Source organism: Nonomuraea antri (genome assembly GCF_013283785.1).
Lineage (GTDB): Bacteria > Actinomycetota > Actinomycetes > Streptosporangiales > Streptosporangiaceae > Nonomuraea > Nonomuraea antri.
This window is the reverse complement of record NZ_JABCPZ010000007.1, coordinates 50,064-69,909: the sequence shown is the minus strand read 5'-3', so window position 1 is coordinate 69,909 and position 19,846 is coordinate 50,064. Positions and strand designations below refer to the sequence as shown.

Annotated in this window: 15 protein-coding genes; 4 read left to right on the top strand and 11 right to left on the bottom strand. The window is 71.4% G+C overall.

What is annotated here, in order from left to right; translation table 11 throughout:
* Nucleotides 1-43 precede the first annotated feature (43 nt).
* Entirely contained in the window at nucleotides 44-1,525 is a 1,482-nt protein-coding gene (locus HII36_RS03980) for an amino acid permease (RefSeq protein ID WP_328807578.1), read from the bottom strand.
* A gap of 80 nt (nucleotides 1,526-1,605) precedes the next feature.
* Between HII36_RS03980 and HII36_RS03975 the strand changes: the two genes are divergently transcribed.
* Nucleotides 1,606-2,211 (top strand): DedA family protein, encoded by a 606-nt coding sequence (locus HII36_RS03975; protein WP_173521642.1) that lies wholly within the window; start codon nucleotides 1,606-1,608, stop codon nucleotides 2,209-2,211.
* Between the two features lie 30 nt (nucleotides 2,212-2,241).
* Here HII36_RS03975 and dxs read toward each other — a convergent pair whose 3' ends face one another.
* Nucleotides 2,242-4,119: a 1-deoxy-D-xylulose-5-phosphate synthase gene (gene dxs / locus HII36_RS03970; RefSeq protein ID WP_173521680.1), complete on the bottom strand. Its 1,878-nt coding sequence runs from the start codon at nucleotides 4,117-4,119 to the stop codon at nucleotides 2,242-2,244.
* A 132-nt stretch (nucleotides 4,120-4,251) separates the two neighbouring features.
* Between dxs and HII36_RS03965 the strand changes: the two genes are divergently transcribed.
* From HII36_RS03965 to HII36_RS03955, 3 genes are all read left to right on the top strand, one after another.
* Nucleotides 4,252-5,151 carry a neutral zinc metallopeptidase gene (locus tag HII36_RS03965; protein WP_236003172.1) on the top strand — a complete coding sequence of 300 codons (900 nt, stop codon included), beginning with the start codon at nucleotides 4,252-4,254 and terminating at the stop codon, nucleotides 5,149-5,151.
* 64 nt (nucleotides 5,152-5,215) lie between these two features.
* On the top strand, nucleotides 5,216-5,992 hold the full coding sequence (locus HII36_RS03960) for a neutral zinc metallopeptidase (protein WP_173521641.1): 777 nt from the start codon (nucleotides 5,216-5,218) through the stop codon (nucleotides 5,990-5,992).
* Between the two features lie 42 nt (nucleotides 5,993-6,034).
* Nucleotides 6,035-6,793: a neutral zinc metallopeptidase gene (locus HII36_RS03955; RefSeq protein ID WP_173521640.1), complete on the top strand. Its 759-nt coding sequence runs from the start codon at nucleotides 6,035-6,037 to the stop codon at nucleotides 6,791-6,793.
* Nucleotides 6,794-6,842: 49 nt separating this feature from the next.
* Here HII36_RS03955 and HII36_RS03950 read toward each other — a convergent pair whose 3' ends face one another.
* The 9 genes from HII36_RS03950 to HII36_RS03910 all read right to left on the bottom strand — a co-directional run bounded on the left by HII36_RS03950 (nucleotide 6,843) and on the right by HII36_RS03910 (nucleotide 19,824).
* Nucleotides 6,843-8,063 (bottom strand): ROK family transcriptional regulator, encoded by a 1,221-nt coding sequence (locus HII36_RS03950; protein WP_173521639.1) that lies wholly within the window; start codon nucleotides 8,061-8,063, stop codon nucleotides 6,843-6,845.
* A 35-nt stretch (nucleotides 8,064-8,098) separates the two neighbouring features.
* Entirely contained in the window at nucleotides 8,099-9,361 is a 1,263-nt protein-coding gene (locus HII36_RS03945; RefSeq protein WP_173521638.1) for a sugar ABC transporter permease, read from the bottom strand.
* Entirely contained in the window at nucleotides 9,348-10,121 is a 774-nt protein-coding gene (locus tag HII36_RS03940) for an ATP-binding cassette domain-containing protein (RefSeq protein ID WP_173521637.1), read from the bottom strand. Before HII36_RS03940 ends, HII36_RS03945 begins: the two co-directional genes overlap by 14 nt.
* Nucleotides 10,122-10,178: 57 nt before the next feature.
* A complete protein-coding gene (locus tag HII36_RS03935; RefSeq protein WP_173521636.1) occupies nucleotides 10,179-11,300 on the bottom strand; it encodes a sugar ABC transporter substrate-binding protein in 1,122 nt (373 codons plus the stop codon).
* A gap of 220 nt (nucleotides 11,301-11,520) precedes the next feature.
* The gene (locus tag HII36_RS03930; RefSeq protein ID WP_173521635.1) at nucleotides 11,521-12,174 is read right to left on the bottom strand and encodes a DUF6875 domain-containing protein; all 654 of its coding nucleotides are present in this window, start codon (nucleotides 12,172-12,174) and stop codon (nucleotides 11,521-11,523) included.
* A 5-nt stretch (nucleotides 12,175-12,179) separates the two neighbouring features.
* Complete coding sequence (locus HII36_RS03925; RefSeq protein ID WP_328807577.1) at nucleotides 12,180-13,409, bottom strand: FAD-dependent oxidoreductase; 1,230 nt, start codon at nucleotides 13,407-13,409, stop codon at nucleotides 12,180-12,182.
* Entirely contained in the window at nucleotides 13,406-14,455 is a 1,050-nt protein-coding gene (locus HII36_RS03920; RefSeq protein WP_173521633.1) for a class I SAM-dependent methyltransferase, read from the bottom strand. Before HII36_RS03920 ends, HII36_RS03925 begins: the two co-directional genes overlap by 4 nt.
* The gene (locus HII36_RS03915; RefSeq protein ID WP_173521632.1) at nucleotides 14,433-15,743 is read right to left on the bottom strand and encodes an MFS transporter; all 1,311 of its coding nucleotides are present in this window, start codon (nucleotides 15,741-15,743) and stop codon (nucleotides 14,433-14,435) included. Before HII36_RS03915 ends, HII36_RS03920 begins: the two co-directional genes overlap by 23 nt.
* The gene (locus HII36_RS03910; RefSeq protein WP_173521631.1) at nucleotides 15,736-19,824 is read right to left on the bottom strand and encodes a non-ribosomal peptide synthetase; all 4,089 of its coding nucleotides are present in this window, start codon (nucleotides 19,822-19,824) and stop codon (nucleotides 15,736-15,738) included. Before HII36_RS03910 ends, HII36_RS03915 begins: the two co-directional genes overlap by 8 nt.
* Between the last annotated feature and the right edge of the window lie 22 nt (nucleotides 19,825-19,846).

The window sequence follows — 19,846 nt, the reverse complement described above, 5'->3', positions numbered from 1 at the left end:
CCTCCGGGGGGTGTGGGTGCGCATTATTGCGCACACCGTAAGCTCAGAGGTCAGCTTTAGGCAAGTGAGTCGCGCGCCGGGCCGCCCGGCTGTTCCAGTAGCCGTACGCGAAGTACAGGACGAGCCCGATGGCCATCCAGACCACGAAGCGGATCCACGTCTGCACCGGCAGGTTGAGCATCAGGTAGACGCAGGCCAGCACGGACACGATCGGCAGCACCGGCACCAGCGGGGCGCGGAAGGCCCGCTCCAGGTCCGGACGGGTGCGCCGGAGCACGACCACGCCGATCGAGACCACCACGAACGCGAACAGCGTGCCGATGTTGACCAGTTCGGCCAGCTCGCCGAACGACACGAACCCGGCCAGCGCCATCGTCACCAGCCCGATGATGACCGTGAGCCTGGCCGGCGTGCCGTAGTGCGGGCTCACCTTGGCCAGCGATCGCGGCAGCAGCCCGTCGCGGCACATCGCGAACATCACCCGGGTCTGGCCGAGCAGCAGCACCAGCACCACCGTGGTCAGACCGGCGATCGCGCCGACGCTGATGATCGTCGCCAGCCAGGGGTAGCCGACGGCGGTGAACGCGTCGGACAGCGGCGCCGCCGTGCTCAGCTCGCTGTAGCGCTGCATGCCGGTGACGACCACCGACACGGCCACGTACAGGGCGGTGCAGATGGCCAGCGAGCCCAGGATGCCGCGCGGCACGTCACGCTGCGGGTGGATGGTCTCCTCGGAGGCGGTGGCGACGATGTCGAAGCCGATGAAGGCGAAGAACACGATCGCCGCGGCTGAGAAGATGCCGATCACCCCGAACGCGACCGGCGTGATCCCGAACATCACCTGGATCAGCGGCGCCTCCATGCCCTGCCCGGGCGGCAGCGGCACCGGCTCGGGGATGAACGGCGAGTAGTTCTGCCCCTTGACGAAGAACAGCCCGGCCACGATGACCAGCAGCACCACCGCGATCTTGACGATGACCAGGGTCAGGTTGACGCGCGAGGACAGCTTGATGCCCACGGCCAGCACGATCGTCAGGAGCAGCACGATGAGCACCGCGGGCAGGTTCACCACCGGATCGTCGCCGGCCAGCGCGGCCGGCAGGTGCACACCGACCGACTCCAGCATGGAGGCGAAGTAGCCCGACCAGCCGACCGACACCACGGCGGCGGCCAGCGCCAGCTCCAGCATCAGGTCCCAGCCGATGATCCAGGCGGGGAACTCGCCCAGCGTGGCGAAGGAGAAGGTGTAGGCGGACCCGGCCACCGGGATCGTGGAGGCGAACTCGGCGTAGCACAGGGCCGCCAGGCCACAGACGACGCCCGCGACGACGAACGAGATCGCCACCGCCGGACCCGCCATGGTCTTGGCCACCTGGCCCGTGAGCACGAAGATACCGGTGCCGACGATGACGCCGATGCCGAAGACGGTGAGATCGACGGCGGTCAGGCGCTTCCTCAGCTGGTGCTCGGGGGCTTCGGTGTCGCGAATCGACTGCTCGACACTCTTCGTGCGAAAGATGTCCACGCCCAGCGATCCTTCCCACACTGTTCGTGATCATGCGTTTTTCCGCTGAAGCCGTCGTCGGCGGGTAGCAGGGGGAAATCATGCTCAACGACCTGCTCGACTTCGTCACCAGGCAGGACCTCGGCGTGGTGCTCCCGATCATGCTGATCTTCCTGACGCTGGACGCCTCGGTCGGAGTCGGGCTCATCACGCCGGGCGACACGCTGCTGCTGCTCGCGGGGGCCACCGCGGACAGCGTGGGCGAGGCGCTGGTGCTGATCGCCGGGGGCATCGCGGCCTGCTTCGCGGGCGCGTCGGGTGGTCACTGGCTGGGCCGCAGGTACGGCGCCCGGCTACGGCACGGCCGGCTGGGGCGGCGCATCGGCGAGCGGCGCTGGCGCAAGGCCGAGCGGCTGCTCGACCGGTCGGGGTGGGCGCTGGCGCTGGCGTACTTCGTGCCGGTGCTGCACGCGCTGACCCCGGCCGTGGCGGGCACGGTCGGGATGTCGTACCGCAGGTTCATGTTGTGGGCGACGGTGGGCAGCACCGCGTGGGTGAGCACGTACGTGACGCTGGGCGCGGTGGCCGGCGGCGTGGTGCGGCGGCACGCCGAACTGCTGCTGCCGGTGCTGGCCGCGCTGGCCCTGATCGTGGTGGCGATCACCTACGGAGTACGCAGACTCATCAACGGCAACCGCCACCACTGACCATCACGGCCCGAGGACCGTTTACCCCGGTCAGTGGGGGGCGTGCTCGATGGAGGAGCCGCTGCGCTTGGCGACCGCCTCGGTGATCTGGCGGGCCAGGTCCTGCCCGGTGAGCCCGACCTGCCCGAGGATGGCCGCCCGCTTGGCGTGGTCGAGGAAGCGCTGCGGCACGCCGTACGTCCGCACCGGAACGTCCACGTCGGCGTCGCGCAGCAGGCGGGACACGGCGTCGCCGACGCCGCCCACGCGCCCGTTGTCCTCCACCACGGCCACCAGCTTGTGCGCGCTCGCCGCGAGCACCAGCGCTTCGTCGAGCGGCTTGACCCAGCGCGGGTCGACCACGGTGGCCGAGATGCCGTGCGCGTCGAGCAGGACGGCGGCGTCCATGCAGATGTGCGCCATCGGGCCGACGCCGACCAGCAGCACGTCGGCGTCGCCGGCGCGCAGCACGTCCATGTCGCCCAGCTTGCCGACGGCCTCGATCGGCTCGGCCACCGGGCCCTTGGGGAAGCGCAGCACGGTGGGCGCGTCGTCGACCTGGACGGCCTCGCCCAGCAGCTCGGCCAGCCGGTCGCCGTCGCGCGGCACCGCGATCCTGAGCCCGGGCACGACCTGGAGGATCGACAGGTCCCACATGCCGTTGTGGCTGGCGCCGTCGTCGCCGGTGACGCCGGCCCGGTCGAGGACCACGGTGACCGGCAGCTTGTGCAGCGCGACGTCCATGAGGAGCTGGTCGAAGGCGCGGTTGAGGAACGTGGCGTAGACGGCGACCACCGGGTGCAGCCCGCCGAGCGCCAGGCCGGCCGCGCTGGTCAGCGCGTGCTGCTCGGCGATGCCGACGTCGTAGATGCGGTCGGGGTAGGCGTCGGCGAAGGCGTTGAGCCCGGTGGGGTGCAGCATGGCCGCGGTGATCGCGACCAGGTCTTCGCGCTCCTTGCCCAGCCGGACCAGCTCCTCGCTGAACACGTTGGTCCAGATGCGGCCCTTGGGCTTCTCGGCCCCGGTGGCGCGGTCGAAGGCGCCGGGCGAGTGGAACTGGTCTTCGTCGTGGTTCTCCGCCGGGGTGTAGCCGCGGCCCTTCTGGGTGAGCGCGTGCACGATGACCGGGCCGCCGAAGTCGCGGGCCTTGCGCAGCGCGGCCTCCATGGCCTGCTCGTCGTGGCCGTCGATGGGGCCGAGGTATTTCAGGCCGAGGTCTTCGAACATCACCTGCGGGGCGATGACGTCCTTGACGCCCTTCTTGATGCCGTGCAGGGCGTCGTAGACGATGGGAACGTTCCCGATCTTCTCCTTGACGAAGTCGAGCACGTCCTCGTAGCGGCGGGTGACGCGGAGCTTGGCCAGGTGGGAGGCCAGGCCGCCGATGGTCGGCGAGTAGGAGCGGCCGTTGTCGTTGACCACGATGACGACCGGCAGGTCTTTGATCGCGGCGATGTTGTTGAGCGCCTCCCAGGCCATGCCGCCGGTCAGCGCGCCGTCGCCGATCACCGCGACGGCTGTGCGGCCGCGGGCGCCGCGCAGCTTGAACGCCTTGGCCAGGCCGTCGGCGTAGGACAGCGCGGTGGAGGCGTGGGAGTTCTCCACGAAGTCGTGCTCGGACTCGGCCTGGCTCGGGTAGCCGGACAGGCCGCCCTCCTGCTTGAGCGCCTCGAAGCCGGCGGCCCTGCCGGTGAGCAGCTTGTGCACGTACGCCTGGTGGCCGGTGTCCCAGATGATCGGGTCGTTCGGGGAGTCGAAGACGCGGTGCAGCGCGATCGTGAGCTCGACCACCCCGAGGTTGGGCCCGAGATGGCCGCCGAATCTGGCGCACGAGTCAACGAGCAGATCGCGGATCTCCCCGGCCAGGCGCGGCAGCTCCTCCGCGTTGAGCCGTTTGACGTCGTGCGGTCCCTTGATCGAGCCCAGCAACCCGCTCACGGATCGGACTCCCCTCTGCTTTTGTTCGCCGACTACCCGAGTCTAGTTCGCCAGGGCCCCACTGACTCCATCGAGTCAACTACACCCACATATGTCAGATCTTGACCTAGTCTTGCGTTACCTATGAACACCGTCCCCAAAAGTAAGGTCGCCACCCTGCTGGTCGTCGGGCTGATGCTGGCCCTGGCCATCGCTGGTGTGGTGCTCGCACTCGCGGGCGTGGCGACGACGACCACGCGGGGCGGTGCCGTCGGCGAGGCGCGGCAGGCGGAGTCGCCGCCGGGCGAGGCCGGCGGCGCGACGTCGGGGAAGAAGACCGGCGCGCCGGGCAGGGCGGTCGCCACCGCCAATCCGCTGTACAAGACGAGCCGGCTGAGCAGCCCGAACTGCTCGCCGGGCGACCTGCCGGCGAACAGCATGATCGCCTACAAGCGGTTCCTGACCCGCGTGACGTCCTGCCTGAACCGGGCCTGGGCCACCCAGTTCCGCCGGGCGGGGCTGCCGTTCACCAAGCCGAAGCTGCGCATCATCACCAGCCGGGTGAAGACCGCGTGCGGCTCGTGGAACACCGGCGCGGACGGCGTCTACTGCTCCAGCGACCGCACGATGTACCTGATGATCAGCAGGGAGCAGCTGCGCAACCCGTTCCCGCTCGGCATCACCCGGCTGGTCGCCCACGAGTACGGCCACCACGTCCAGCAGGTCTCCGGCATCTGGAACTACTACTGGACGGCCAGGGCGAGCGCGGGCAAGACCGCCAAACTGCAGTTGTCGCGGCGCTCGGAGCTGCAGGCCGAGTGCTTCTCCGCGGTGTTCATGAGCTCGATCAGGAACACCCCGCTGGTCTCCCCCGCCGACTGGGACTACACGGTGGACTGGTTCCGCAAGAACGGCGCCAAGGGCTGGCCGCAGAACGACCACGGCAAGGGCGAGACGCAGGCGGCCTGGATGAGCCGGGGCTTCTCGCGCGGCACGCCGGGCGCGTGCAACACCTGGTCCTCACCGGCCCGGTATGTGGATTGACCGTGGATCGACCTCTTTTACCCCAGCTTTACCAGTTGCTCCTCCTCTAATAGGCTCCGTACCCATGCGTAGCCCCCTATTGGCGCTCATCGCGGGCGCCCTGGCGAGTGTGCTGTTCGCCGGCACCGCCCACGCGGCACCGGTCGCGGCGGATCCGTTCAGCCCGGTCCTGACGAAGAACCCGATCTACAAGACGGGTGAGCTGGGCACCGAGACGTGCGAGGAGCAGCCGCTCCAGCGCGACGACCTGGACGGCGCACGGGTGTACCTCGAGTTCCTGCTCGACTGCCTGGCCGACTCCTGGCGCGAGCCGATCACCAAGGCCGGCTTCACGTTCAAGGAGCCGAAGTTCAGCGTCATCAGCAAGCCCGGCGCGGCCACCGGATGCGGCAAGTTCCCCCGGGGCGCCCAGGCGGTGTACTGCCCGAACAACAAGAAGATCACCTTCCTGCTCGACCCGTACATCCTGTCGGAGCCGACCGAGCTGTTCCTGATGGCGGTGATCGCGCACGAGTACGGCCACCACATCCAGGACCTGACCGGCGTGCTCAACATCGTCGACAGGTACAAGGGCAAGAGCAAGGCCCGCATCTACGACGAGGCCCGCCGCGTCGAGCTGCAGGCCGAGTGCATGTCGGGGGCGTTCATCGGCAGTGTCTGGCACTCGCTGGGCCGCCGTGACTTCGACTTCAAGTACATCGTGCAGACCGCCCAGGTCGGCTTCGACGACGGCATCCACGGCAAGCCCGCCAACATCGCGTGGTGGCTCCAGCGCGGCTTCGACGCCGAGTCGCCGAGCGCGTGCAACACCTGGGCCGCGCCGAAGGGCAAGGTCCGCTAGCCCCTGTCCGTCCGCCAGCTACGTGATCTGAGATCCGCGACCGTGCGCCTTCCCCTCATCGCCGCTGCGATGTGCATGGTCGCGGATCTGCTGTCGTCCGGGGTGTCCCCGGCCGCGGCCGCCGCGGCCAGGCCCGGCGGGCTGGAGGGCTGGCGGCCGCTGCTGGCCGCCCGGCCCGCCCCGCTGACCTGCCGGGTGCCCCCGATCAGGACGGGCAGCGCGGCCTCGTTCCGCGCGTTCTACCGTGGGATGGCCGCCTGCGCCGACCAGTTCTGGTCGGCCAGGTTCGCCGCGGCCCGGCTGGCCTACCGGCCGCCCGCGGTGGACGTCACCACCGGCCGAGACTCGGTCTGCGGGAAGATCGTCACCGGCGCCCAGTACTGCCCGGCGCAGCACACGATCGTGATCAGGATCACCCGGGGCGACCTGCGCGACCCGTTCAGGATGAACGCCGCGCACGCCGTCGCGCACGAGTGGGGGCACCACGTGCAGGCGCTCACCGGCGTGCTCGACGCGCAGAACGCCCTGTACCAGCGGGCCACCGGCGCGGCGCGCACCACGCTCAGCCACCGGCTGGAGATGCAGGCCGAGTGCTTCGCCGGGGCCTTCTACGCGAGCGCGCTGCGTTCGATCCGGCCCGGGATCACCTGGCGGGACTGGCTCGGCGCGGTGCGCATGGCGGAGGAGAGCGAGGTCCACGGCCGGCCGCGCAACCTGGCCTACTGGCAGAACCAGGGCTTTCGCGGCGCGACCCCGGACGCCTGCGACACCTGGAACGCCGCCCCCGCCAAGGTCACCTGACCCCGCCGGCGCGGCCCGTTCACCGGCGCGGCTCATCCACGGACGTGGATCAGCCGCTGGCGCGGGCGAGCACTTCCAGCGGGTCGGCGAGCACCTGGGCGAAGGCCAGCTCGGCCGCCCCGACCAGCGTCGCGTCGTCGCCCAGCGCGGACGTGCGCAGCCGCAGCCGCTCCCGCTGCGGCGCCATCGCGTGCAGCGCCAGCCTGCTGCGCACCTGCGCGGCCGAGCCGAGATAGATCTCACGCAACATCCCCCCGAAGATCACCATTTCCGGGTTGAAGATGTTCACCAGGTTCGCCACGCCGAGCCCGAGCCAGTCGCCGACCCGGCTGAGCGCCTCCTGCGCGACGATGTCGCCCCGGTCGGCCGCGTCGACCACGGCACGCACCGCGTCTCTGCCGTGCGGCTCCTTGCCCGGGTACTCGGTGCCGATCCGGCCGGCCGCCTCCAGCAGCGCCCGCTCGCCGACCTCGGCCTCCAGGCAGCCGTGCGAGCCGCAGCCGCAGGCCCGGCCGCCGGGGTCGACCACCATGTGCCCGACCTCGCCGCCGTAGCCGTCGTGGCCGCCGAGCAGGTGGCCGCCGGCGATGATGCCGCCGCCGATGCCCACGTCCCCGTGCAGGTAGATGAGGTCGCGTACGGCGACGCCGACGCCGCGGCTGTGCTCGGCCAGTGCCGCCAGGTTCGCGTCGTTGCCCACGCTGACCGGCAGGCCCAGGCCGAGCCTGCGGCCCAGCTCCTCGCCGAAGGGCACCTCCTCGGTCATGAGGTTCGGGCCGAACCTGATCACCCCGTCGCCCTTGCGCACCCCGCCCGACACGGCCGCCGCCGCGCCCACGCACACGGTGTCAGGACGGGTCCTGCGCCGCATCTGCCTGGCGAACCCGGCCAGGATCCCGGCCTGTTCGTCCAGGTCGAACGGGCCGCGTTCGCGCGTGGTCTCCCTGCGGTCGAGTATCACCCCGCCCAGCCCGACGCGGGCGACGGCCAGCCGGTCGGGGCCGACGTCGAAGGCGAACACGTACACGCGGGCGGACTCGGGGCGCACCACCAGGGAGGGCCGCCCGGCGCGGCCGGTCTCGCGCGGCAGCTCTTCGCGCACCAGCCCGGCGGCGGTGAGGTCGGAGGTCAGCGCCATGATGGTGCTGCGGTTGAGCCCCATTCTGGAGGTCAGCTCGGCCCGCGAGATCGGCCCGCCCAGATGGACATGGCGAAGCAGCGCGCCGAGGTTGTAGCGCCTGATGTCCTCCTGCGAAGGGCCGGCACGCATCGTCTGGGTTTCCTTAAAGGGCTGGAAGTCGCTGATCACCTTAGACCAGCGGCCGCCGCCCGCTTGCGCGCCAGGGCGTCGACACCCGCGGCCAGCAGCAGGACGAAGCCGGTGACCAGGTATTTCACGCTGGATCCGTACCCCATCAAACCCATGCCGTTCTCGATCACGGCCACCACGGCGCCGCCGAGCACCGCGTCGAGCACCCGGCCCTTGCCGCCGAACAGGCTGGTGCCGCCGATGACCGCCGCGCCGACCGCGTACAGCAGCACCGGGCCGCCGCCCGTGTTCGGGTCGACCGAGCTGGCCCGGGAGGCGGCGATGATCCCGCCGACGGCGGCCATCGTGGAGCAGATCACGAACGCGCTGATCTTGATCCGGTCCACGCCGATGCCGGCCCGGCGGGCGGCCTCGGCGTTGCCGCCGACCGCGTAGATGTGGCGGCCGAACGAGGTGCGGCGCAGCACCAGCGTCCAGAAGATCAGCAGTGCGAGCACGATGGGCACCACGATCGGCACGCCGGTCAGCGAGACCAGCGCCGGGTTGCGGCTGCGCTCCAGGTTGAGCACGTAGACCGTGAAGCCGCCGAGCGAGACCAGCGAGCCCACCCGGACGGCGATCAGCCACAACGGGTCGGCGGTCAGGCCGCGCCTGGCCCGGCTCGAGGCCCGCATGAGCTGGACGGCCGCGAAGACCGCCACGCAGACGGCGAACAGCCCCCAGCCGAGCATCGGCGGCAGGTTCCTGGTCGCGATGGCGACGATGACCTCGTCTCTGACCGAGATGTTCGTGCCCTCCTTGACCAGCATGAGGAGCACGCCCTGGAAGGCCAGGAACATGGCCAGGGTCACCACGAACGACGGGATGCCCAGCTTGGCCACCAGCGAGCCGAGCACCACACCGATGATCGTGCCGGTGAGTATCGCCGCGAGCACGGCCGTGTACCAGGGCAGGCCCAGGTTGGTCAGCGAGACGGCGAGCACGGCCGCGCACACGCCGCTGGCGAAGCCGGCCGACAGGTCGATCTCGCCGAGCAGCAGCACGAACACCAGGCCCATGGCGATCACGGTGATCGCGGCGCCCTGGGTGAACAGGTTGGCGAAGTTGATCGGGGTGAGGAAGTTCTGGTTGGCGAAGCCGAACACCGTGCACAGCGCGATGAGGCCGAGCTGGGCGGGCAGCGCGCCCACGTCGCCGCCGCGCACCCGCTGCACGTAGGCGGAGAAGCTGTTGGAGATGGACGGTGCGGCCGTCGCGGCGACGATGGCCTCGCCGGGCAGTTCCTTAACCTTGCTCACGGGCGACCCCGTTCTTGAGGCCGAGGTCTCCGCTGCGGCCGGATGTGATCAGTTCGACGACCTGCGCGTGCGTCACGTCGGCGGTCCTGACCTGGGCGGCCATCCTGCCGAGATAGAGCGCCGCGATCCGGTCGGAGACGGCGAAGACGTCGTTCATGTTGTGCGAGATGAGCACCACGGCCAGCCCCGTGTCGGCCAGCCTGCGCACCAGCTCCAGCACCTGCGCGGTCTGGGCGACGCCGAGCGCGGCGGTGGGCTCGTCGAGTATGACGACCTTGCTGTTCCACAGCACGGCCTTGGCGATGGCGACGGTCTGCCGCTGCCCGCCCGACAGGCTCGACACCTGCTGCCTGATGGACTTCACGGTGCGCACCGACAGGCTGCTGAGCGTCTTCTCGGCCAGCTCCTCCATCGTCTCCTCGTCGAGCAGGACGCCGCGCTTGCGCTCCCTGCCGAGGAACATGTTCTGGACGATGTCGAGGTTGTCGCAGAGCGCGAGGTCCTGGTAGACGATCTCGATGCCCAGCTCGCCGGCGTCGCGCGGGCCGTGCACGTGCACTTCCCTGCCGTCGAAGAAGATCTGGCCGGCGTCGATCGGGTGGATGCCGCCGACGCACTTGACCAGCGTCGACTTGCCCGCGCCGTTGTCGCCGACGAGGGCGGTGACCTCGCCGGCGTAGGCGGAGAACGCCACGTCGTGCAGGACCTTCACCGGGCCGAAGCTCTTGTCGATCCCACGCACTTCAAGAAGGGGGGTCATGGGGCTCCCTAAAGGAGGGCACGGCCCGCGCCCGTGGCGCCGGCCGCACCCCATTTTTCACTGGATTCCGGCCTCGGTGCACTTCTCGGCGAAGTCACCCGTGCACAGTTCCTCCTTGGTGACGTAGCCGTCCGCGACGACGTCCTTGACGTTGTCGAAGAAGATCGCCTGCGGTTCGAGGAGTTCGGCGGGGACGTCCTGGTTGGTGGTGGTGTCCTTGACGGTCCCGCTCGCGGCCGGCTTCTCGCCCTTGGCCAGCGCCACGGCGAGCTTGGCCCCGGCCTCGGCCTCCTTCTTGACCGCCTTGTAGACCGTCATGCACTGGTCGCCGGCCAGGATGTTCTGCAGGCCCTGGACGGTGGCGTCCTGGCCGGTGACGGGCACCTTGCCGTTGAGCTTGTTCTTCTTCAGCACGGTGATGGCGGCGTTGCCGAGCCCGTCGTTGGCGGCCAGCACGCCGGCGATCTTCGGCTCGCTGGTGAGCATCTGCTCGAAGATCGTCCCGGCCTGGGTGTTGTCCCACTCGGGCACGTCCTGGTCGGGGCCCTTGACGTACTCGCCGGCGTCGAACTTGGGCTTGAGCACGCCGTCGTAGCCGGCCTTGAACAGGGTCGCGTTGTTGTCGGTGGGCGAGCCGTTCAGGTAGGCGACGATGGGCTTGTCCGCCTTCTTGTCGGTCAGGCACTTGCTCAGGCCCTCGCCCTGCAGGGTGCCGACCTTGGTGTTGTCGAAGCTCACGTAGTAGGCGGCGCCGCCGCCGAGGGTGAGCCGGTCGTAGTCGATGACGGCCACGCCCTGGGACTTGGCCTTGTCGATGACGGCCTTGCCGCTGCCGCTGTCCAGGTTGACGATCATCAGGACGGTGGCCCCGTTGGTGATCATCTGGTCGGCGATGGTCTGGAAGGCGTTCTTGTCGTTCTGGGCGTTCTGGATGTCGTACTCCACGCCGGCGGCCGTGAACGCCTCCTGGAGGAACTTGCGGTCCGCCGTCTCCCACCTGGCCGAGGACTTGCTGTCGGGCAGGATGACGCCGATCTTCCCGGCCTTCTGCGCCGGCTGGGAGGCGGATGCTGAGGCGGAGGACGTCGACGTGGTCTGACCGCTTTCGCCCCCGCAGGCGGTGAGACCGAGGGCGAGCGCGGCTGCCGCGGCGGTCATGCTGAGGATCCCCTTGCGCATGGTGCAGGGTCCTTTCTTCCGGAGGGGCCCGGATGAATGTTGTTTGCGGCAACGTATTCCGCTGCGGCCTGCTTTGGAAGACCCTCCAGGTCCGGAGTTTGTTGTTTCCGGTAACAATCCAGAAACGCACTGTCGGCGGCCGGCCGGGAATGCGAAAGCGCCGCCGCCGTCCTCGTCGGACGGCGGCGGCGCGATGTGACGGCCCCGGCGGTGCGGCCGGTCAGCCCGGCCGGACGGCGGCTATCGCCTCCCTGAGCACGGCCGGCGGGCGGTCGCCGAAGCGCTCCAGATAGGCGGCGGTCTGCTCCGGGTCGTCCTTCAGGAACGGGAAGTCGCTGGCCACCATGTGCCTGATCGCCAGCAGCGGCACCGGGCTGCCCAGCGGCCTGAAGTCGGTGTTCCACAGCCCGGCCTTGGGCGGCGGCCCCGGGTAGAACTCGCCGATCATCAGGCCGGCCCGGACGTAGTCGGTCTTCAACTCGAGCTGGGCCGCGTCGATCACCGCCGCGGCCTCGTCGTCGGGCAGGTCGGGCACCAGGACCAGGATCGTGCGGAACTGCGGCGACACCCCCTCGGGGCTGACCAGCCGCTGGAACCACGCGCGGTATCCGGCCAGCAGGCCGGTCAGGTCGGCCACCGTCGGCTCACCGCGGCAGACGGCCAGGTAGAAGGTGCCCTTGTCGAGCGAGGTCTGGGCGTAGGGACACACGGGTCCCTTCCTGCCGAGTTCGGGATGCGGGCGGGTCAGGTACGTACGCGCCCAGGTCACGATGTGACGCAGCGGTTCGCCGTACAACTTGACGATCTCGTCGTCGCCGTCGAGGTCGGACAGTTCGATCAGCACACGTGAGGGGTCGGTGTGATCCGTGAGCATGGTTCTTAGCGGACCTTCCTGGCGAGCATGGCGATCGCGGCGAGCCCGGCGCCGCCCAGGGCGGCCCAGCGAAGGACGGCGTCCTGCCGCTCGGCTCGGGCGAGCGCGTCGGCGTAGGGCGTGGTGGTGTGGGAGACCATCGTGTAGAGGGGGACCCAGCGGCCGGGGAAGGCCCGGGCCAGCATGAGGTCGGCGCGCTTGCGCGCGGCGTGCAGCGGCGAGCGCACCCGCTCGCGCAGCTCGACGAAGTTCTGCCTGGACAGCTCGTCCAGCACGTCGGTGTGCGGACGGCGGCGGCGCTCGAACTCGGCGAAGGCGGCGGCCAGGTCGTCGCCGTGCTCGGCCACGCAGGCGTCGAGCACGGTGCAGTCCTCCAGCGCGGAGTTCATGCCCTGGCCGTAGAAGGGGTAGACGGCGTGGGCGGCGTCGCCGATGAGCACGATCCGCCCCTCGTGGTGCCAGGGCGCGGTGCGGACCGAGACGAGGTGCCCCACGGGCCGCTCGGCGTACTCCTTGGCCAGGTCGGGGATGAGATCGAGGGCGTCGGGGAAGCGGCGGGCGAAGAACGCCTCGGGGTCGGTGATCTCGGCGAACCGCTCGTAGGGCAGGAACAGCGTCGCGGTGGCGGAGCCGTCCAGGTTGGGGTGGGTGACGATGAGGCCGTCGTCGCCGCCCGGCCACACGTGCAGCGCCTCGTGGTGCGAGGGCACGCGCGGGATGGTCAGCTCCTTGTACCCCCAGGGCAGGAACTCCTGGCGGAAGTCGGCCCTGACGGTGCGCTGCATCAGCGTCCTGACCGTGGAGAACGCGCCGTCGGCGCCGACGACCGCGTCCCCTTCCGGCAGGTCGGTGAGCGGGGTGTCGAAGTGGAAGGTGACACCGGCCGCGCTCGCGTGCCTGATCAGGCTGACGACCAGGTCGCGGCGGCGGATCGAGTGCAGGATCTCCTCCTGCCTGGTGCCGTACGGGTGGAACGACACGTGCCCGTCGGGCGTGTGCACGGCCCTGCCGCGCATCGGCACGGTCAGCGGCCAGATCTCGGACATGAGGCCGACGTCCGTCAGCGCGCGCACGCCGCGGGCCGACAGGCCGAGGTTGATCGAGCGGCCCTCGGCGTCGTCGTGGCCGCGGGGGTCGGAGCGCCGCTCGTAGACGTCCACGCGGTGGCCGCCCTTGGCCAGGTAGCAGGCGAGCAGGCTGCCCGCGGGCCCGGCGCCCACGATTGCGATCTTCACTGCGCCTCCCGCCTGGCCACGAGCAGTTCGTCGGTGCTGGGCGCGTCGAGCGCGAGCCGTTCGAGTCCGGTCAGTCCCGCCGCGGACGCCCATCCGGCGACCTCGTCGAAGGCGTAGAGCCGCCCGCCCTGAGTGGCGGCCAGGTTGAGGCTGAAACCGCCGAGGAAGGCCGCGTCGTGCCCGCCGGTCCCGGCCGGCGGGTCGGCGAAGGGCTCCAGGACGAGCACCACGCCGCCGGGGCGCAGCGCGGCGAAGACCCGCTCGAACAGGTCGGCGTTGGCCGAGGGGTCGAGACCGTGGACGACGTTGAACAGCAGCACCGCGTCGTGCCGACCCTCGATGGGGTCGGCCAGGTCACCGGGCACCAGCCGGACCCGGTCGGCCAGACCGGCGTCCGCCACGTGCGCGCGGCCCTGCTCCAGCGCGCCTGGCAGGTCCACGACGGTGGCGGTCAGGTCGGCGGCGGCCCGGCAGAAGGCGAGGCTGTAGATCGCGTGACCGCCCCCGATGTCCAGCAGGCTGCCGCGCACCGGCGGCGCCGCCTTGACCACGGCGGGGGCGAGCATCCAGGCCAGTCCTGCGAGCATGGTCTGGAAGTCGCGCAGGGTGCCGGGCCGCCGTTCCAGCCACGGGTAGTAGGGCTCGCGCGGCCGGCCGGTGCGTACCGCGTGCTCCAGGCCGGTCCACAGCTCGCCGATCAGGTCGTGCCAGACGGCCAGCGCGGGCGCGAACCCGCCGCCGGCGTTCCTGTCGAGCCACGGGCTGGCCGCGGGTCCGGCGGCGTACTGTTCGCCGGTCCGCTCCAGGTAGCCGAAGCCGGTGAGCGCGTCGAGCAGGACGGTCAGTGGCTGCTCGGGGACGCCGAGTTTCCCGGCCAGCGCCGCGGCGCTCATGGGTCCGGCGGCGACGACCTCGAACAGGCCGAGCCGCTGGGCCGTCCCCGCGGCGCGGAAGGCCATGGCGCCGATCAGGTCGAGCATGGCGCCCGGGCCTTGGTTGAGATCGCGGAAGGTGTGTAGTGCGTCAGGATCGAGATACAGCGGCATCGGAGGGCTCCTCGATGTCGGGTAGTTCCGTCTCCACCCGCCGCAGGCGGGGCTGGAGATAGGCCAACGGCGCGAGCACGAGCAGCCCGGCGCCGGCGATGATGAAGATCAGGGCGATGCCGCGGCCGGGCCCGGTGCCGATCAGCTCGCCGACGCTGCCGGCCAGCAGGCCGCCGGGCGCCAGCATCGGTTCGAACACCTGGTCGGCGAGCGGGCCCGCGGCCAGGTAGGTGAGCACGGTCGCGGCCTGGGTGACCATCCGGACCGTGCTGAGCACCCGGCCCAGCTCGTCCGGTGGGGTCTTGAGCTGGAGGATCGTGATTCCGGTCCCCTGGACGAACGGCAGCGTGAACAGGAAGGCGGGCGCGACCACGGCGATCAGCGCGGCCGACGGGCTGAGGCTGTGCGCGGCGAGCAGCGCGCCGCCCGCGGCCATGAAGCCGAGCAGGCCGCGCACCCGCTGCTTGGGCCCGCCCCAGGCGCTCAGCACCAGGCCGCCGACGAACACGCCCGCCCCGCCCGCGGCCATGAGCGCGCCGAGCACGGCGGCCGAGCCGAAGGAGAGGATCAGCGGCTGGACGAGCACGCCCGCCATGCCGAAGAACAGGTTGTACGCGGCCAGCAGCCCGACCAGCCAGAGCAACCCCTGCCTGGCCCGCAGGTACCTGATGCCGAAGGCCAGGTCGCGCAGCCACGGCTCGGCCGGCCTGCCCTCGCCCGGCCTGGTCACCGCGCTCGGCAGCGGCACCAGGTGCAGCACCACGCGCGAGACCAGGAAAGCCACCAGGTCGATGACGACCACGCCGGTCATGCCGACGCCCACCAGCAGCGTGCCCGCCAGCAGCGGCGCGGCGATGCGGACGGCGTCGGCCACCTGCATCATGCCGTTGGCCCTGCCGAGCTGCTCCTTCGGCACGAGCAGCGGCATCATCGAGTGGTAGGCCGCCATCTGCGCGGTGCCGAAGACCGCGCCGACGGCGGTGATGAGGTAGATGTGCCAGACCTGCGGCTCGCCCGTGACGAGCAGCAGGGCCAGCGCGCCGGTGGTCAGGGCGGCGCCCAGGTCGGCCCCCATCATCAGCTTGCGCCTGTCCCACCGGTCGGCCAGCGAGCCCGCCAGCGGCGCGAACAGCACCTCGGGCAGGATCGCGCAGAGCGTGATCGTCACGAACTGGGTGGCCGAGCCGGTCCGCTGGAAGACCCAGACGCCCAGGACGAACCCGGTGACGCTGGAGGTGATGATCGACAGGAGCTGGGACGACCAGATCACCGTGAACGTTCTAGGCACGAAGGGCTCCTTGCAGCACACCGGCGTCGATCAGGTCGTCCAGGTAGGCGCCGAGCAGGGTGTCCGCGGGCGGGCAGACGAGCCCGGCCGCGGCCAGCACGGACGCGGTGGCCGAGCAGTCGAAGCTCGGGCCGCGCTCGTCGCCGTACTCGGCGAAGTAGGCGGGGAAGGCGGCCAGCGGCAGCTCCTCGCCCGCGGCCAGCCGGCGGCGCACCTCGGCCCGCCAGGCGTCGGCGGGCTCCAGGCGCACCCGGATGCCGCGCTCGGTCAGCCCGCGCGCGAGCTCGGCCGAGCCCAGCGTGCGCGGGTTGTGGTAGTGGAAGTCGCCCTCGGCGCCGGACCTGGCCAGGTGGCCGATGGCGGCGGCGACGTGGTCGACGGGCGCCATGTCCAGGTGTTCGCCGGCCGGCACCGATCCGAGCTGCGCGCAGGTGGCGAAGAATCTGGCCAGGAAGTCGTCCTTGACCGAGCGTCCGGTGCGGCTGTCGCCGGAGATCCTGGCCGGGCGGTGGATCGCCACCGGCAGCCCGGTCTCCCTGGCCGCCGCCGCGAGCCGGTCGGCCACCCATTTGCTCTGGTCGTAGCCCAGGTGCAGGTGCCCGGGGTCGGGCAGCAGGTCGCCTTCGCGCACCACCCGTTCCCCCGGCGTCAGGTACACGCCGAGCGTCGAGACCAGGTGCACGGGCGTCGCCGTGCGGGCGGCCAGGCGGAGTATCGCCAGCGTGCCGTCCACGTTGGCGGGCTTCAGCCGGGCGTAGGGACGGGTGAAGTCGACGGCCCCGCCGTTGTGCAGGATCAGGTCCAGCTCGGACGGCAGGCCGGGCAGCTCACGGCTCAGGTCACCGGGAACCGGGACGATCCTGGCCGCGAAGTCCTCCCGCCACAGCCCGTGTGCCGCCAGGTTGCGCCTGATCCGCTCGCCCGGGTCGGCGCCCCTGACCAGGCAGTGGACGGTGGCCTGGGTGCGGGTCATGAGGTCGGCCAGCAGGTGGGCGCCGAGGAAGCCGGTCGCGCCGGTGAGCAGGACCCGCCGGAGCTGGGCCGGCACCCGTCCCGCGCCGACGGCGAAGTCCGCGGGCAGGACGGCGTCGCCGTACAGGTCGGGTGGCGCGGCCGGGGCCCGGCCGTCGATGGCGGCGGCCAGTTCGGCCAGGTCCGCGCAGGCGAAGAAGGTGGCCAGCGGCACCTCGACCCCGGTCACCTCGGCCAGCCTGGTGACCGTGCGCGGCGTGAGCAGCGAGTGGCCGCCGAGGTCGAAGAAGTTGTCGAAGCGTCCGGCCCGGCCGCCCAGCACCTCGGCCCACACGTCCGCGACGGCCTGCTCGGTGGCGGTCTTGGGGCTCTCGTACGGCACGGACGCGACGTCCGGCTCGGGCAGCGCGCGGAAGTCGACCTTGCCGTGCGGGGTCAGCGGGACGGACTCCAGCATGACGGCCGCCGTCGGCACCATGGCGGGCGGCAGCCGGTCGGCCAGGAAGCCGCGCAGCTCGGCCGTGCTCAGCGTGGTCGGCGGGGTTCCGACGAGGTAGGCGACCAGGCGGCCGCCGACGGCGGTCACCACGCACTCGCGCACCCCGGGGTGTGCCAGGCAGGCGCTCTCCACCTCGCCCGGCTCGATCCGCACGCCGTTGATCTTGAGCTGCCTGTCGATGCGGCCGAGGAAGTCGAGTGTTCCGTCGGGGTGGCGGCGTACCAGGTCGCCGGTGGCGTACCTGGTGGCGCCGGGCAGGAACGGGTCGGACAGGAAGCGTTCGGCGGTCTGCTCGGGCCGTCCGAGGTAGCCCCTGGCCACGCACTCGCCGCCGAGGTGGAGCTCGCCGGGCACGCCGATCGGCGCCGGGTTGCCGTGCCGGTCCAGGACGTAGGCGCGCACGTGCGGCAGGGCGTGCCCGATCGGCAGGTGGGTGCGGCCGGGCAGTTCGCCGCCGTCGATCGTGCGGTAGACGGTCGCGCACACCGTGGCCTCGGTGGGCCCGTAGTGGTTGTAGAAGGCCACCTTGCCGCCGGTCAGCTCGGCCCAGGCGCGCAGCCGCTCGATCGGCACGCTCTCGCCGCCGACCATCATCGTGGTCAGCGGCCCGATGTCGGCCTGGCCGAGCCCTGACAGGTCCTCCACCCACTGCTGCCAGAGCGCGCTGGCCGTGTCGATCATGGTGATGCCCAGGTCGGCGCAGAGCCGCAGGACCTCGGGGCCGCTGAGCGAGGCCGGGTCCGGGTGCAGGACGAGCGCGGCGCCGCTGATGAGCGCGGGGAAGATGTCGCCGACCGAGGCGTCGAAGCTCAGCGGCGGCACCATGAGCACCCGCTGGCCGGGGCCGAACCCGTGCGCGTCGCGGAAGGAGGCGGCCAGCCGGGCGGCGGTGCGATGCTCGACCACGACGCCCTTCGGCACCCCGGTCGAGCCCGAGGTGTAGATCACGTACGCGGCGCCGGCCTCGATCGCCCGTCCGGGCAGGCGGGTGATCCCGTCCTCGGAGATCACCGCGGCGCAGCCGTCCAGCATGACCTGGGTCCTGGCTTCGGGCTGGAACGGGTCGATCGGCACGTAGGCGGCGCCGGCCTTGAGCACGGCCAGCAGCGCGACCATGGCCTCCGTCCCGGCTCGCAGGCGAACCCCCACCAGCGAGCCGGGAGGCAGATCGAGCTCGGCGGCCAGCAGCGCCGCGCGCCGGTCGAGCTCGGCATAGGTGAGCACGCCCGCGCCGGTGACGACGGCGGGCGCGTCAGGGGTGCGCGCGGTCTGCTGGGCGATCAGCCCGTCCAGCCGGTCGGGCAGGACGAGCGCGAACTCCTCGGCGGTGAGCATGTCCAGCTCGGACAGCCGGGCGCCGGGCCGCGCCACCATCTCCTCCAGCAGGCGGCGCAGGTGGCCGGCCATCCGCTCGACGGTGGCGGGCTCGAACAGCTCGCTGCTGTAGGTGAGGATGAACTGCAGGTGGGCCGGGTAGACGATGACGTCCACGGCCAGGTCGAACTTGGCCGGAGCCAGGCCGGAGACCACGGGCACGCGGTCGAGCCCGGTCAGGTTGAGCGACCCGGTGCCGTTGGCCAGGCCCTCTTCGGGGTTGTCCAGGTTCAGCATGGTCTGCACGAGCTGCCCGTCGTCGCCGCGCCTGCGCAGCGCGCCGACCACCTCGTCGAAGGGCACCTCCCGGTGCCCGAACGACCGCAGCACCCTGCGGCGCACCCGCTTGACCAGGTCGCGTACGGTCGGGTCGCCGTCCAGGTCGGCGCGCAGCGCGAGGGTGTTGACGAACGGGCCGAAGACCTGTTCGTCGTCGACCTCCTCGCGGCCGGCGATCGGCACGCCGACGCAGAAGTCGTCCTGGCCGGAGTAGCGCGACATCAGCGTCTGGTAGGCGGCCAGCATCACCATGAACGGCGTGCACCGCTCGGCCCTGGCCAGCTCGCGCACCCCTTCCCACAGCTCGATGGGCATCCGGTGGATGACCAGGCCGCCGGCGCCGCTGGGGGCGGCCGGTCGCGGCCGGTCGAGCGGCAGGTCGAGCGCGGGCACGCCGGCCAGGTCGGCGCTCCAGAAGTCGAGGTCGGCGTCGTGGTCGCGCTCGCGCTGGCGGCGGGCGTAGTCGGAGTACGGCCGCGCCTGCCCGGGCATCGGCGCCGGGTCGCCGGCGAGGTGGGCCGCGTAACGGGCGGACAGCTCGGGGAACAGGATCCGCTCCAGCGACCAGGCGTCGCCGATGATGTGGTGCAGCACCAGCAGCAGGACGTGGTCGGCGGGGCCGAGCCGCAGCAGGCTCAGCCGGAGCAGCGGGCCCTCTGCCAGGTCGAACGGGCGGTTCGAGCGCTCGGCGAGCAGTTCGGGCAGCCGGTCCTCGGTGGCGTCGAGCCGCTCGACGGTGACGGGCCCGGCCGGACGCACGCGGGCCGAGGGCCGGCCGCCGGACTCGGGGAACACCGTGCGCAGGGCCTCGTGCCTGGCGACCAGGTCGGTGAAGGCGCCTTGCAGGGCGGCGGCGTCGAGCGGTCCGGTGAACCGTTCCGCGACCGCGATGTTGTAGGAGGAGCCCCCGCTCGCGAGCCGGTCGAGGAACCACAGGCGCTCCTGTGCTCTCGACATGACCGCGTCATGAGCCCGCGCC

What these genes read in the sequence shown, in the direction of transcription:
- HII36_RS03975 (WP_173521642.1), top strand. Translation starts at nt 1,606, where the DNA reads ATGCTCAACGACCTGCTCGACTTCGTCACCAGGCAGGACCTCGGCGTG.
- HII36_RS03965 (WP_236003172.1), top strand. Translation starts at nt 4,252, where the DNA reads ATGAACACCGTCCCCAAAAGTAAGGTCGCCACCCTGCTGGTCGTCGGG.
- HII36_RS03960 (WP_173521641.1), top strand. Translation starts at nt 5,216, where the DNA reads ATGCGTAGCCCCCTATTGGCGCTCATCGCGGGCGCCCTGGCGAGTGTG.
- HII36_RS03950 (WP_173521639.1), bottom strand. Translation starts at nt 8,063, where the DNA reads ATGCGTGCCGGCCCTTCGCAGGAGGACATCAGGCGCTACAACCTCGGC.
- HII36_RS03940 (WP_173521637.1), bottom strand. Translation starts at nt 10,121, where the DNA reads ATGACCCCCCTTCTTGAAGTGCGTGGGATCGACAAGAGCTTCGGCCCG.
- HII36_RS03935 (WP_173521636.1), bottom strand. Translation starts at nt 11,300, where the DNA reads ATGCGCAAGGGGATCCTCAGCATGACCGCCGCGGCAGCCGCGCTCGCC.
- HII36_RS03930 (WP_173521635.1), bottom strand. Translation starts at nt 12,174, where the DNA reads ATGCTCACGGATCACACCGACCCCTCACGTGTGCTGATCGAACTGTCC.
- HII36_RS03920 (WP_173521633.1), bottom strand. Translation starts at nt 14,455, where the DNA reads ATGCCGCTGTATCTCGATCCTGACGCACTACACACCTTCCGCGATCTC.
- HII36_RS03910 (WP_173521631.1), bottom strand. Translation starts at nt 19,824, where the DNA reads ATGTCGAGAGCACAGGAGCGCCTGTGGTTCCTCGACCGGCTCGCGAGC.